11 protein-coding genes and 1 pseudogene are annotated in these 13,649 nt (G+C 68.1%); 5 read left to right on the top strand and 7 right to left on the bottom strand.

Annotated features, from left to right (window positions below):
• Window position 1: 1 nt before the first annotated feature.
• On the bottom strand, window positions 2-937 hold the full coding sequence (locus tag ACQCSY_RS11460) for an SDR family NAD(P)-dependent oxidoreductase (RefSeq protein WP_427128857.1): 936 nt from the start codon (window positions 935-937) through the stop codon (window positions 2-4).
• A 125-nt stretch (window positions 938-1,062) separates the two neighbouring features.
• Between ACQCSY_RS11460 and ACQCSY_RS11455 the strand changes: the two genes are divergently transcribed.
• The 3 genes from ACQCSY_RS11455 to ACQCSY_RS11445 all read left to right on the top strand — a co-directional run bounded on the left by ACQCSY_RS11455 (window position 1,063) and on the right by ACQCSY_RS11445 (window position 4,324).
• The gene (locus ACQCSY_RS11455) at window positions 1,063-1,542 is read left to right on the top strand and encodes a MarR family winged helix-turn-helix transcriptional regulator (protein ID WP_427128855.1); all 480 of its coding nucleotides are present in this window, start codon (window positions 1,063-1,065) and stop codon (window positions 1,540-1,542) included.
• Window positions 1,543-1,688: 146 nt separating this feature from the next.
• Window positions 1,689-2,234: a low molecular weight protein-tyrosine-phosphatase gene (locus tag ACQCSY_RS11450; protein WP_427128853.1), complete on the top strand. Its 546-nt coding sequence runs from the start codon at window positions 1,689-1,691 to the stop codon at window positions 2,232-2,234.
• On the top strand, window positions 2,231-4,324 hold the full coding sequence (locus tag ACQCSY_RS11445; RefSeq protein WP_427128851.1) for a chorismate-binding protein: 2,094 nt from the start codon (window positions 2,231-2,233) through the stop codon (window positions 4,322-4,324). Before ACQCSY_RS11450 ends, ACQCSY_RS11445 begins: the two co-directional genes overlap by 4 nt.
• A 25-nt stretch (window positions 4,325-4,349) precedes the next feature.
• Here the strand turns inward: ACQCSY_RS11445 and cls are convergent, their stop codons facing one another.
• Window positions 4,350-5,825: a cardiolipin synthase gene (cls, locus tag ACQCSY_RS11440; protein WP_427128850.1), complete on the bottom strand. Its 1,476-nt coding sequence runs from the start codon at window positions 5,823-5,825 to the stop codon at window positions 4,350-4,352.
• A 93-nt stretch (window positions 5,826-5,918) separates the two neighbouring features.
• Here cls and ACQCSY_RS11435 point away from each other — a divergent pair, with 93 nt between their 5' ends.
• A complete protein-coding gene (locus ACQCSY_RS11435) occupies window positions 5,919-6,890 on the top strand; it encodes an aminodeoxychorismate lyase (protein WP_427128848.1) in 972 nt (323 codons plus the stop codon).
• Window positions 6,891-6,924: 34 nt separating this feature from the next.
• Here the strand turns inward: ACQCSY_RS11435 and ACQCSY_RS11430 are convergent, their stop codons facing one another.
• The 5 genes and pseudogenes from ACQCSY_RS11430 to ACQCSY_RS11410 all read right to left on the bottom strand — a co-directional run bounded on the left by ACQCSY_RS11430 (window position 6,925) and on the right by ACQCSY_RS11410 (window position 11,145).
• Complete coding sequence (locus ACQCSY_RS11430) at window positions 6,925-8,013, bottom strand: hypothetical protein (RefSeq protein ID WP_427128846.1); 1,089 nt, start codon at window positions 8,011-8,013, stop codon at window positions 6,925-6,927.
• Entirely contained in the window at window positions 8,010-8,735 is a 726-nt protein-coding gene (locus ACQCSY_RS11425; RefSeq protein WP_427128845.1) for a glycosyltransferase, read from the bottom strand. The genes ACQCSY_RS11430 and ACQCSY_RS11425 overlap by 4 nt, the downstream gene beginning before the upstream one ends.
• Window positions 8,736-8,790: 55 nt before the next feature.
• Window positions 8,791-9,330, bottom strand: a pseudogene (locus tag ACQCSY_RS11420) (glycosyltransferase); the annotation flags it as partial.
• Window positions 9,317-10,261: an ATP-grasp domain-containing protein gene (locus ACQCSY_RS11415; protein WP_427128844.1), complete on the bottom strand. Its 945-nt coding sequence runs from the start codon at window positions 10,259-10,261 to the stop codon at window positions 9,317-9,319. The pseudogene ACQCSY_RS11420 and the gene ACQCSY_RS11415, both read right to left, overlap by 14 nt.
• Window positions 10,258-11,145: a PIG-L deacetylase family protein gene (locus tag ACQCSY_RS11410; protein ID WP_427128842.1), complete on the bottom strand. Its 888-nt coding sequence runs from the start codon at window positions 11,143-11,145 to the stop codon at window positions 10,258-10,260. Before ACQCSY_RS11410 ends, ACQCSY_RS11415 begins: the two co-directional genes overlap by 4 nt.
• A gap of 166 nt (window positions 11,146-11,311) precedes the next feature.
• Here ACQCSY_RS11410 and ACQCSY_RS11405 point away from each other — a divergent pair, with 166 nt between their 5' ends.
• Window positions 11,312-13,537: a putative transposase gene (locus tag ACQCSY_RS11405; protein ID WP_427128840.1), complete on the top strand. Its 2,226-nt coding sequence runs from the start codon at window positions 11,312-11,314 to the stop codon at window positions 13,535-13,537.
• Window positions 13,538-13,649 lie beyond the last annotated feature (112 nt).

Genomic DNA, 13,649 nt, shown 5'->3' with positions numbered 1-13,649 from the left:
GTCAGCGGACCTCTTCGGGTTCGGGCTTCAGATCGTCCGGCAGTGGCAGGAATTCCTCGCCGACGCCCTGCAGCTTGTCACCGAAGACTGCGCCGAAGTTCTCCACGAGGTCCTGGTAGCCCCAGCCGCCCTCTCGGTACTCGGTGGCAGCGGCCTCGGGATGGGTCCAGAGCTGCAGCCTGTCACCGCCGGCGCCGATGGCCTGGCCGGTGATGCCTGCCGCTGCGTCGGAGGCGAGGAAGGCGACAAGCCCGGCGACGTCGTCGGCCGTGCCGAAACCGAGATCGTGGCGGAAGAAGGCCGGCATGGCCTCGCCGTCTTCGTCTGCCTCGACGGCCTTCTGGAAGTACGGGACGGTCTTGGTCATGGCCGTCGCGGCCACCGGAATGACGGCGTTGGCGGTAACGCCGGCCTTCTTCATTTCCAGCGCCCAGGTCCGGACCATGCCCACGATCCCGGCCTTCGCCGCAGCGTAGTTGGTCTGGCCGAAGTTGCCGCGCTGGCCCGTCGGGGAGCCGATGGTGATGATCCGGCCCGCGATGCCGTGCTCCTTGAAATAACCGAACGCCTCCCGGACGCAGGTGAAGGTGCCGCGCAGATGAACGTTGATCACCAGGTCGAAGTCCTCATCCGTCATCTTCAGCAGGCTCTTGTCCCGCAGAATGCCGGCGTTCGTGACGAGGATGTCCAGGCGTCCGAACGCGTCAACCGCGGCCTGCACCAGTTGCTTCGCAACTTCCGTGCTGCCCACCGGGGCGACAACGGCGACGGCCCGGCCGCCGTCGGCCTCGATGGTTCGGACCGCTTCGCCGGCCACTTCCGCGTCCACGTCGTTAATGACTACGGCGGCGCCCTGGCGGGCCAGCTCCCTCGCGTAGGCGAGTCCAAGCCCCCGTCCGCTTCCCGTGACGATCGCTACTTTGCCTGAGAGGCTCATCGCTGCTCCTTTGCTAGCTGACCTTGTGCATCCTGCCCCGTGGCGTGGGATGCTGTTCTGTATCCATGAGAATATGGATAGTTGAAAAAGTCAATGATTTATTTTTAGGACTATTGGAGTTGGGCATGGCGACCGAGACACAGGATGAGTTGCGCACCGAACCGGCGGACAAGCTCTTTGCGGCGTCAATCAGCCAGGACGCGGGCTTCCTGCTGGCCAAACTGCACGCCTTCGGCTCCGTGCTCAACAACCGCGCACTGGCCGAGTTCGGCCTGAAGGAGCGCTCCTACTCGGTGCTCGCCCTCGCCAACAGCGGTCTGGAGCCGACCCAGCGCGAGATGGCCGAATTCCTCAGCTTGGATCCCAGCCAGATCGTGGCCCTGATTGACGAGCTGGAGAAGCGCGGGCTGGTGATTCGGGCGCCGGGGCGGCAGGACAGGCGCGCCAAGACGGTCTCGGCGACGGATGAGGGCGCCGCCGCCTTCAGGCTGGCCGAGGCCGCCGCGCGCCGGGCCGAGTCCGCGGCTCTGGCGGCCCTCAGCGCCGCCGAGGTCGATGGCCTGAAGGACCTGCTCCGCAAGGCACTGTGGGGTCCGGGCGCCTGACTTCCAGGCTGAATACTGGCGGACTCCCAGGTCGATTGCGATCCGACTCCCATCCTGTGACAGCTCGACAATGCGGCATGACAAAATCCGTAACACCGAATGCCCCGCGGCTAGCCAAGAGGCGCCCGCATCGTTCATGCTTAGCTATGACCTCAATGTCGAGCCAGTACCGGATCATCGCGGTCTGCACCGGGAACATCTGCCGGTCTCCGATGGCCGAACTGATGCTGGCTGAGGCATTCCGGGCCGAGCGCCTCACCGGAGCGGTGGTGGATTCGGCCGGCACCACCGCCTACGAGGCAGGCCGTCCGATCGATCCGCGGGCCGCCCGCAAACTCACGGCCCACAACATTCCTTCGGACCGCCACGCGGCGCGCGAGTGGCGTCCGGAATGGTTCCTGAGCCGCGAGCTGATCCTGGCGCTGGACGTGGACCACTACGGCTGGTTGCGGCAGGCGGCGCCGGACCGCGATTCCCTGTCCAAGATCCGGATGCTGCGCAGCTTCGACCCCGCCGTCGCCGGCAAGGATCCCTTGGACCAGGGGATAGAGGACCCCTGGTACGGCGGACATGCGGACTTCGACACCGCCTGGGCCCTCATCAGGTCCTCGATTCCCGGGATCGTGGAGCATGTCCGCACCCAGTTGCAGCGTCCGGACCGGCCGGAGCAGCGGGTACGCTCTATTTCATGAGCCCCACACCCGTCATCATCGCCATCGACGGGCGGTCCGGCTCAGGCAAGACCACCCTGGCCATCGAACTGGCGGCGCGGCTCCGGGAACACCACAAGGTCTCCCTCTTCCACCTCGAAGACATCTACCCCGGCTGGAACGGACTCGCCGCGGGCATCGAGCGCTACGTCACCACGGTCCTTTCCCCGCTGCGCCGCGGCGAACCGGCCGAGTGGGTCAGCTGGGACTGGGATAGGCACTACGACGGCGTAGCCCGCGTGACGCGGCCGGCCGAAATCGTCCTGGTGGAAGGCGTCGGCGCCGGCGCCGAAGCCGCCCGCCCCCTGCTTGACGCCGTGATCTGGGCGGATTCCTCCGACCAGGACCGCCGCACCCGGGCGCTGGCGCGGGACGGCGACACCTACGAACCCTTCTGGGACCAGTGGGCGGCCCAGGAACAGGACTGGCTGGCGGCCGACTACGTCCCGGCGCACGCCGACGTGCACGTGCTCAACCTCGCCGACGGCACCGCCCCCGACGACGTTCTGCAGGCCCTCCAGTACCTCCCCGCCCTGGCTCCCGTGCTGCTGCCCGAGCTCGAGGCCCGGCGCGGACTCCAGTTGCGGGCCGAGCGGATCGGGGCCGCACCGGATGCTGCCAGGCTGTTCGAGGCGCTCTACCGCCATTCGCCCAACGCCGTGTGGCTCGACTCCTCCCTGAACCCGGCCGGCCTGGCCCGGGAAGGAGCGGAACGCAGCCGCTTCAGCATCCTGGCGGACGACGGCGGCCGCTTCGGCCAGGCAGCCCGGCACAGTTCCGGGCTGACCCGGGTGCGGGCAGGACAGGCCACCGCGACAACGGATGGCCCGTTCTTCCGCTGGCTGGACGGCGTCTGGGGCCGCCGGGCCCTCCGCGCCCCCGAGGGCTACCCCTGCGAGTTCACCCTGGGCTGGCTGGGATACCTCGGCTATGAGCTGAAACGTGAGACGGGCGGCAGCGACGTCGCGGCCGGAACCCCGGATGCCTGCCTGATCTTCGCCGGACGCGCCGTGGTCCTGGACCACGTGGAACGCTCGGCATGGCTCCTGGCCTTGGACACGCCGGACGCCGCCGAATGGCTCGAGACGGCCCGCTTGGCCGTCGCGGCGGCGGACGCCGGCTCAACGGACGCCGGCGGTGACGGCAGCGGCAGCAGCGGTGCCGTCGTGCTGCCCGAGCTTGGCACCGCCGGACCGGACTTCACCGCAAGGGACTCGGAAGTCTCCTACAAGTCCAAGATCACCGAGGCCCAGCATGAAATCACCGAGGGGAACAGCTACGAGGTCTGCCTCACCACCGCCCTAACGGCCACGACAGCCGTGGTCTCAACCCTCGCTCCGGACGGGCTGGACCCGTGGCGGACCTACCTGGCGCTGCGCCGCCGGAACCCCGCCCCGTTCGCCAGCTACCTGCGGTTCGGCGAACTCACCGTGGCCAGCACCTCGCCGGAGCGCTTCCTGCGGATCGCGGCCGACGGCGCGATGCGGGCCGAGCCGATCAAGGGAACCCGGCGCCGCGACGCCGAGCCCGGGCGGGACGCGGCCCTGCGGCAGGAGCTCGAATCCTCGCCCAAGGACCGGGCCGAGAACATCATGATCGTGGACCTGCTGCGCAACGACCTCAGCCACTTCGCCGTGCCGGGCTCCGTCTCGGTCCTCCGGCTGTGTGAAATCGAAAGCTACGCCACCGTCCACCAGATGGTGAGCACCATCGATGCCCGGCTGCGGCCCGGCCTGCCTCGGGCCGAGGCCGTCGCGGCCTGCTTCCCCGCCGGTTCCATGACGGGCGCCCCCAAGGTCAGCACCATGGCCATCCTCGACCGGCTCGAAGCCGCGCCGCGGGGCGTGTACTCCGGGGCGATCGGCTACTTCTCGCTCAGCGGCGCCACCGATCTCGCCGTGGCCATCAGGACCCTGGTGATCAGCGCAGATGGTGAGGGCTCAACGGCACTGAGTCTCGGCGTCGGCGGCGCCATCACGGCGGACTCATCCCCGCAGGAGGAGTACGAGGAAATCCGGACCAAGGCGTTCGGCGTCCTCTCGGCGCTCGGCGCGGACTTCCCCGAAGGCTGAAGCCCGGCCCCGCCCGGCTGCAGCCCTATTGCAGCGTGGCCGTGAGCCTCGCGACATTGTCCACATACTTGATCCGCATCGGCCGTTTCATCCAGTCGTCAAGCAGGAGTTCGTGCGAGATGTCCCGGTAAGTGTCCTCCACGGCCCGGATTCTCTGCACGATGTCCTCGCCCAGGAGCATCACCGAGACCTCCAGGTTCAGCGAGAAGGAGCGCATGTCCATGTTGCTGGAGCCCAGCACGGCAACCTCGTCGTCGATCGTGAAGTGCTTGGCGTGCAGCACGAACGGCGCCTTGTACAGGTAGATCCGCACCCCGGCCTCCAGCAGGGCCTCGTAATAGGACTGCTGGGCGTGGTGGACCAGGAACTGGTCCCCCTTCTCCGAGACGAAGAGTTCGACGTCGACGCCCCGCTGCGCCGCCGTCGTCACCGCGTAGAGCAGGGAATCGTCCGGGACGAAATAGGGGCTGCAGATCGAGATCTTGTGCTGCGCCGAGTAGATGAGCGTGTTGAAGAGCCGCAAATTGTTCTCGGTGATGAAGCCGGGACCGCTGGGCACAACCTGGGCCGTGATGTTGCCGGGGTGGGACTCCGGCCGGTGCGCCAGCTGGTCCTCAATCGATTCGTCGGTTTCGCTGAGCCAGTCGGTCGCGAAGACCACGTTGAGCGTGGTGACGATCGGCCCCCGCAGGCAGGCCATCAGCTCCACCCATTCACGGCCCACCTTGCGGTGCCGCGGGTTGTTGTAGGACGGCTCGATCAGGTTCTGCGAGCCGGTGAAGGCGACCTCGCCGTCGATCACCATGATCTTGCGGTGGTTGCGCAGATCGGGCCGGCGCCACTGCCCGTGCACGGGCCGCAGCGGCAGCATGGGCCGCCAGCGGATCTTGCTGGCCTTGAGACGGGCGATCAAATTGCGGTAGCCCTTGATGCGCAGCGTGCCGAGGTGGTCGAACAGGACGCGGACCTCGACGCCGCGCTCGGCCGCCTCCTCCAGCGCTGTGAACAGCTCGTCCGTCACGTGGTCCGTGCTCATGATGTAGAACTCGGCGTTGACGAACCATTTGGCGTTGCGGACGGCCTCGGCCATCGCCCGGATGGAGTCCGGGTAGCCGGGCAGCAGCTCCACGCTGTTGCCGTCCACCATCGGCAGCGAGCCCAGGGTTTTGTTCAGTTCCGCGGCCGACGCCACCCATTCCGGCCCGTCATAGACGCTTTCGAGGCTGGCAAGCTCGGACGTGCCGGCCCGGATCCGCATGTTGACCGCGTTCTGCTGCGCCCGGCGGCGGCGGGAGAGCCGGAAGTTGCCGAAGAGCAGGAACAGCACCAGGCCCACGGCCGGGACGAAGAAGATGCCCAGCAGCCAGGCCATCGCCGTGGTGGGGCGGCGGTTTCCGGGGATGATGCCGAGGGCCAGCACGCGGATGAGGAGGTCGATCAGGGTAAGGATCAGGATCACCCAGGACGGGAGTGTCTCCGCCAGCGGAAATGGCCACAGCACAGGCGAACCCCTCAAGCTACAGACCCGCGGAACGGTTCCGGAACGGGCAACCAGCAAATCCTATCCCGGCACCACCCGCACTAAGCTGGAGCCATGACTTCTCCTGCCTCGGCTCCTGCTCCCGCTCCTCCCGCGACAGTGCTGGTGTTCCTGGATCCCGAGTTCCGCGACGGCCGCGTGGCCGACGCGTCCAGGCCGCAACTGATGGCCACAGACCAGGGCGCCACCCGCGGTGACGGCGTGTTCGAGTCGCTGTTGGCCGTGGGCGGCCGGCCCCGCAAGCTCCAGGCCCATCTGAACCGCCTGGCCGGCTCGGCCCGCCTGCTGGAGCTGGACATCCCCGCCGAGGATGCCTGGCGGCGCGCGATTGGCACCGCGATCGGCGAGTACCGGAGCCAGGACCCTGCCGCGGCCGAAGCCGGCGGCACGGACGAGGTTGTGGTGAAGCTGCTCGTGACCCGCGGGGCCGAGGGCGCTTCCACCCCCACCTGCTGGGTCCAGGCATCCCCGCCCGCCGCCGCCGGCCGCCGCCAGCGCGAGACCGGAGTCGACGTCATCCTGCTGGACCGCGGGTACGACAGCGACGTCGGCGAGCGCGCGCCCTGGCTCCTGCTCGGGGCCAAGACGCTTTCCTACGCCGTGAACATGGCGGCGCTGCGGTACGCCCACGAGCACGGAGCGGACGACGTCATCTTCACTTCCGCCGACGGCCGGGTCCTGGAGGGCCCGACGTCGACCGTGCTGCTGGCGCACCTGGAGACGTCCGACGACGGCGCCGGCGGCGTCCGCACGGTCCGGCGGCTCATCACGCCCCAGCTGGACAGCGGGATCCTGCCAGGCACCTCGCAGGGCGCCCTGTTCACCGCTGCCAAGGCGGCCGGCTGGGAACTGGGCTACGGTCCGCTGGAGCCGAAGGACCTGCTGGACGCCGACGCCGTGTGGCTGATCTCCAGCATCCGGCTCCTGGCGCCCGTCAACCACATCGACGGCCAGGAAATCGGCAACCCGGAACTGCGCAGGCAGCTCACGGCCGAGCTCAACGCACTCTTCGCCACCGTCGAGTAGCGCCCCCCGCCATCGACCCCAGGGCAACAGGCGTTCAGCCGGCCCAGGCTTTCCTGAGCGCACGCCACGCGTCGCCGTCGAGCATGCTGGCCGGGGTGACCGCGACCGCCGTCGCCCCGCCGGCAACCGACGCCTCCAGTCCGGCGGCAAGGTCCGCGGCGGAAATCCTTCCCTCCGTCGCCCACATGCCGACGGACATGACGAACTTCCCGCGGCGCCCTGCCATCGCCTCGGCCAGCTCAGCGGAGTACGACGCCGGCGCGTTGTTGAGCCCGAAATAGTTCCACACGACCAGACGGTCCGCGGCCGCGGCCAGCAGCCCGTAGTCATGGCCGCTCTCGGGCCGGTCGCCGGCGGGGTCAGCCCATGGCGCCCGGACGTCCATGTCCAGCGTTGCCCCGTTGGCGTGGGCCGCGGCCGACGCCCGGGCCACCAGCGACGCCAGCGCCTGGGACCGCCAGGAGCCGATGGTTGGATGCGCGACGTCGATATCGCCGTTCGCCAGGCGCGGCCAGTCCGCCGCGCCGGTGGTCCGCCGGTACGAGTCCCGGTCATCGCCTCCGTACGTGTTGTTCTCGAACATCAGCTCCGTCAGGGCGACGGCGTCCGGGTGGTAACGCCTGGTCAGGTCCGTCACGAACTCCACGAGCCGCTCGCCGACAGGTCCCGTGGTCAGGGCGGTGACGCTGGCAAAGTCCTTGGACCGGGTGCCGTCGAAGTTGATGCCGGCGATGCCAGGGGCGGCGCGGATCCAGGCCGGAACCAGCAGGTCGATGGTGAGGGTGATCCGTCGCGGCTTGCCGGAGCCGTCTGTCCCCAGGGCCTTGATCGCATCAGCGACATGGTCCCGGCCCGGGGCGGCCTCGACGTCCGGGTGGCTGTCCCAGGGGAACGCCGTCCAGTCCAGCCGCCCGACGCTGATGGTGACGCTGTTCGCCTTCACCTCATCGAGCCGGCTGGCAAGATCCGGCAGCGTCGCTGCGGCGTCGACCACGGTTTCATAGCCGACGCCGACCGTGCGCTCCGCGGCGGACGCAGATGCCGCCGGCGGCCCGGAGCAGGCGCCCACCGCGAGCACCGGAACAAGCACCGGAACGAGCAACAGGGCCAGGGCGCGGCTCAAACGCGCAGTTCCGCGCGTGAGCCCGGCGCCCGGACGCTGACCACTCCGGTGCGCGTGAGCTTGTTCCAGCGCGCTTCCTTACCGCGGACCTCCTGGGCGAGGGCAGCCACCATGGTCAGGCTCGTGAACACCGAGTAGAACGGGACGAGCGGCAGCGCCCACACGTGCCGCAGGTCTCTCCACGCCCTGTTCATGGCCAGCGCAATGATCGAGAAGACCAGCGTGACGAGGAGCCCGAGCCAGCCGCGGAAGCCCCAGGCATCGGCGCCCAGCGGGCTGCTGCCCAGGGCGAGCAGGAACACCAGATCCAGGAGAACCAGCAGCTGGGCCACCGGGAGGACCACCATGGTGACGGCATTGAACAGCAGGTACGCCCCGAACCGGCCGCGCCTGGGGTTCCCGATCATGCCCCGGTGGATCCCCATAGTCTGCAGCAGGCCGCGGGCCCAGCGGACCCGTTGCCGCCAGAGGGCGCCGATGGTCGACGGCGACTCCGCATAAACGAGGGCCCGTGGGGCGAAGACCACCCGATATCCGGCCTTGTGCACCCGCCACGTCAGCTCCAGGTCCTCCCCCACCGTGTCCTCGCGGAACGGCCCGATTTCGTCCAGCACCGTGCGGCGGAACGCGCCGATATTGCCGGAGACAATCGGCAGGCAGCCGATCAGGGTCAGGGCGCGCCGAACCATGCCGGTGCCGATATGGCTGATGAACGCCAGCATCCGGGTCTGGACGCGGTTCAGGTTTCACCGGCCTGTCGTCACCGCAGACAGCGCCCGTGCGCTGGTCCTCGAAGCCTTGAAGCATCCGCCGGACTGTGCGTGCGGAGAAGATCCCGTCCGCATCCACGAACATGAGGACGTCGCCGGTGGCGTTGCGGATACCCAGGTTCAGGGCGGCCCCCTTGCCGGCGTTTGCCTGCGTCAGGACCGTGATCCGGGGATCGGCCGCGGCGAGGCCTGCCATCAGCCCGGCCGTGTTGTCGGTGGAGCCGTCGTCCACGAGGATGACGTCGTACCTGTCATACCTGGTGAGCTGGATGGACCGGACGCAGTTCTCGATGACGGTTGCCTCATTGAAGGCCGGGACAATGATCGACACGCTCGGCCACTCATCCAGCAGGGTGGGCGCGCCGCGGCGCCGCCGGCCGGCGGCCCGGACTTCGAACCAGACGGACAACGGCAGCACCAGGAGCTTCACGAGCCCCAACGCGAGGATCGGCAGGCCGAGGAGGAGCAGCAGGAACAGTGCCCCCGGGACGGCTGATGGGGCGGCTGATTCTGCCGTTGATTCAAAGGCCGCCTCAAACCAAGACATTGGCGTACGCTCCCGTGCTCTGCCGGAAGGATGCAGGGTTGAAGGACTGGAGGGTGAAGGACGCCAGGACGGCGTCGAGCAGTTCGGGTGCCGCTTCGCTGTTGGCACCGAAACGGGCGTTGACCTCAAGCACCACCGGGGTGCCGTCCGCGCGGCGGCGGACGTCGACGTCGACCGGTCCGGTCAGTCCCAGCGCCCGGACGGCAGCCATCGCCACGTTGCCCACATCCGTGGCTTCGCCCGTTTCGACGCGACGGGTGGAGACGGCGTTGCCCACGTTGCCGTGGGCCAGCTCCGTCTTCTCGACGACGACAGCGAACGGCGCGGCGCTGTTGTGCGCGGGGGTGCCGAAGACCATGGGCCCGTACTCGGTGCCCGGGATGAACTCCTGGACAATCTGCCCTTCCGGCAGGCTGGCCCAGTCCATGCCTACAGTGCCGTCGACGACGATCACGCCGCGCCCGCCGCGGGAGACCCGGGGCTTGACGACGACGGGTCCGCCCAGCGCGGCCATCGCGGCGCCGGCGTCGGCGAAATCACCGGGGACGCCAAAGCGTGGGACGGGGACGCCCGCCTGCCGGAGCTGCCACGCGGTGAAGAGCTTGTCATTAGCCAGGGCCACCGCCCCGGGGTCACCGATGATGACACGCACGTCCGCCCCTAAGCCGGCGCGGGCCGCCGCAATGTGCGGAAGCTCCTCGCTGACCGTCGGAATCACCAGGTTGATCCCCTCGCGGGCAATGAGCCGGCGGAGCGCTGACGCCATTTCCGGATCAGTGGCCGGAGGGACCGCGACGACGGTGACGCCGGCCTCGGCGGGAAGCTCGCGGATGTCGGTGCCCAGGACAGGAATGCCGCGGGCCCTGAGCTGGGCCGCGATCGCGCGGCCTGCGGGTCCGCCGATGCCGGTGACCAGGATGCGGGGCTTCACAGCTTTTCCAGTTCCGTGCTGAGCAGCCGGACGGGCTCGTAGGCTTCGGCGACCCTGCGCCGGGCCTGTCCCCCGCGGAACGATGCGATGCCGCGGACCCGTTCCGGGGTCATATACGGCTTGCCGAGCTGGTCGCTGTGCATCCTGACGGCCTGGACTTTCGCATCCATGTAGTCATCGATGTCAACGAATACGCTCGGGCTGAAGTCGCGGGTTGCCGACGGGCTCTCGTAGCAGAGGATCGAGTGATGCTGGCGGGCGGCCCGCAGCGTGGCCTGGTGCACGGCTTGGTGATCCTGGTGCTGGTCATGGTTGGAGTGGGTGAGGATGATGTCCGGGTTGAACCGTGCAATGGCGCCTTCGATGACGGCGACCATCTCCTGGCTGTGACGGGACAGCTCCGTGTCTGTGAAGTTGTGGTGGCTCATGCCGCTGAGCCCCATGAACGCCGCGCCGCGCCGCGCGTCAAGCGAGCGTTCCAGGGCGTCTCCGCCTCGCTTGCCGTCACTCATCACGAGTCCCTGCACTTCGTGCCCGGAGTCGACGAACTTGGCCAGGGTTCCGCCGCAGGCGAGTTCCAGATCGTCGGGATGGGCGCCGATGGCCAGGACCCTCCGCGGCTGGCGGGCCGGAACTCCGCCGGTATGCAGGGCAGTCATGGCAACACCCAGCGCCGCCATGCCCCCTAGGGTCGCGGTCAGATCGGCGGTCCGCCAGAACTCGGGAGCGTCGGTGACGAAGCAGCACAGGTTCGCGACCAGCAGCGTGCTGCCCGCGATCAGGGAAAGCCTGCGGAGCAGCTCGGGCCGGCGCAGGCGGCGGTGGAACCAGGACTGCCCCACAGCAGCGGCCACCAGGAAAGTTATCAGGAAAACAATCAGCAAAACATGAATCGAGACCCAGGGCTCCGGTCATGGTGGGGTGATGGGTTTTCAGGTTCGTTGAGTTTCCGGTGTTTTTGATATCTGGAGGGCTGTTAATCTGCTCCGCTCTGTGAGAAAATAGATTTGTGCTGATTTTCGCGTTTGGGTGGGTGGAACAATGGTTTCGATGACGATTCAACCTGCCCTGCCCGTCCTGGAAGAAATTGGCGCGACGCTCATGGGAGACGTCGTTGCGTTCTTCGATGGCAAGGCGGCTGGCGGGAGCGTTTTCATTAACGGGTTCAAGTCCTTCCAGTGGCCCGCCGGCCGGGAAGACCTGCGGCGGATGGCAGCCGCCCAGCTGGTGGAAATCGGTGCGGCCCCGGTCAGTGAGGTTGCCGCCGGGTTCGGGGTGACGACGGAGTCCTTGCGCCGCTGGCGCAAGATGCTCACCGCCGAGGGCCTGGCGGCCCTGGTGCCGGAAAAGAAAGGCCCCAAACGCCCGTCCATATTGACGGAGGCGAAAGCTGAGGAGATTCGGGCCTACCGTGCCACCGGGGCAAGCCTGCGGGCCACGGCCGCCGCCGCCGGGGTCTCCACCGACACCGTCCGGCGCGCCATGGCCATGGCCGACGCCCAAGACGGCGCACCCACCGACAGCGTCGGCGAAGCACCGCCACCCGTGGCGCAGCCGGAGCTTCCCATCCTGCCGGCGCCGGTGGCCCGTTCCGCGGAGCGTGCCGCCGCCGGGGTTTTGGAGTGCGCGGCCCCGGTGTTTGCCCCGGCCGCCCGCGTCCCGCATGCCGGGTTGTTCCTGGCCTTCCCCGCCCTGGAACGCTCCGGCCTCCTCAAGTGTGCAAAGGCCACCTATGGTTCACTGCCGAACGGCTTCTACGGTATGGAAACCATGCTGGTGGATGCGGTGCTGCGGGCGTTGGCCGGGGAATCCCGTGCCGAGGGCGCAACCAGGTTCAACCCGGAGGACCTGGGCCGGATCCTGGGACTGGACCGCGCCCCGGAAGTGAAAACGATCCGCCGGCGCATCGCCCAACTCGCCGAAACCGGCAAGGCACCGGAGTTGATTGCGGCCCTGGCCACCCACCACCTCAACCCAGCCGGCCCGGGCGGGGAGAACCTCGCTGCGGTCCTGTATGTGGACGGGCATGTGCGCGCCTACCAGGGCACGAAAAAAATCGGGAAACTGTACTCGACCCGGTTGAAATTCCCCGTCCCGGCAACCGAGGAAACCTGGGTCAGTGACGCCAACGGCTCCCCGGTGTTCCTGGTCATGGCCGAACCCGGAGCCTCCCTCGCTGCCGCACTGCGCCGCCTCCTTCCCCAACTGCGTAAGGCTGTGGGTGATGACCGGCGGGTGCTTGCCGGCTTCGACCGCGGCGGCTGGTCACCGGCACTCTTCCAACACATGGCAGAGGCCGGCTTTGACCCGCTGACCTGGCGCAAGGGCAAAACAGAAGACATCGACGAAGCGCTCTTTACTGAGGTGTCCCATCGTGAGGACCACGGCGAAACCCGCACCTGGGCCGTGGCCGACACTCTCGTTGACCTGCCCTTGACAGCGACCAAGACAAGCGGGGAAGTGTTCCAGATGCGCCAGATCACCCGCACGGTCGCCGGTTCCGGTGGCGGGAGGCGGCAGATCCACATCCTCACCACCGACCGCGACCTTGGCGCCGGGGAGGCTGTGTATCGGATGGGTTCGCGGTGGCGGCAGGAAAACCAGTTCCGCTACGCCCGCATGCACTTCGACCTCGACTCCCACGACAGCTACACCTCCAGCGACGACGACGCTGACAGGATGGTCCCCAACCCCGCCAAAGCCACGGCCTACCAACGAGTCGTTGCCGCGAAGAAACACTTCACCGACAGTGCCGCCGACACCGACGCGGCACTGCTCGCCCTGCGAACCCCGCCGGCAGGAACGACCGACATCACCGTCACCAATGCCATGATCAACGCCATCAAGGCCCCGCTCTGGGATGCCGAAACGGCACTTGACGCCGCGGAAGCCGCCTACCAGGGGCTCCCTGCCAGGATCCGCCTCGGAGACCTGGCCCCGGGCCAGCAGGTTTTGGACACGGAGACGAGACTCATTCACCACGGCATCCGGATGGCCGCGTTCAACACGATGATGACCCTCGCCCGGGAAATCCGCACGAACACCGGCTACAAACGCGCCGCCGACGAGGCCCACGCCCTACTGAGGACCGCACTGGCATCAAGCGGCGACATTGACCCGACCGTCCCCGGCTTCCTGACGGTCACCCTGGACCCGATGCCCACCAAGGCCAAGACCAAAGCCCTCGCCGAGCTCTGCGAACACCTCACCCAAACCAAAACCCGCTACCCAGGAACCGACCTCATCCTGCATTACAGAATGAAGAAAAACCCCTAAAACCCCACACCCGAAATCTCACCATATCCAGAGCAGGGCTGATGCAAAGTCGTTGAGCATGCCCGGCGAGTAGGCGCTGACACGCGCTGGATGGGTGCTTTTAAAGAAGGGG

Origin of the sequence: Pseudarthrobacter sp. S9 (assembly GCF_050156545.1) — a bacterium.
GTDB lineage: Bacteria > Actinomycetota > Actinomycetes > Actinomycetales > Micrococcaceae > Arthrobacter.
Note: the sequence above shows the minus strand (reverse complement) of the source record. Positions and strands in the feature narration are given on the sequence as shown.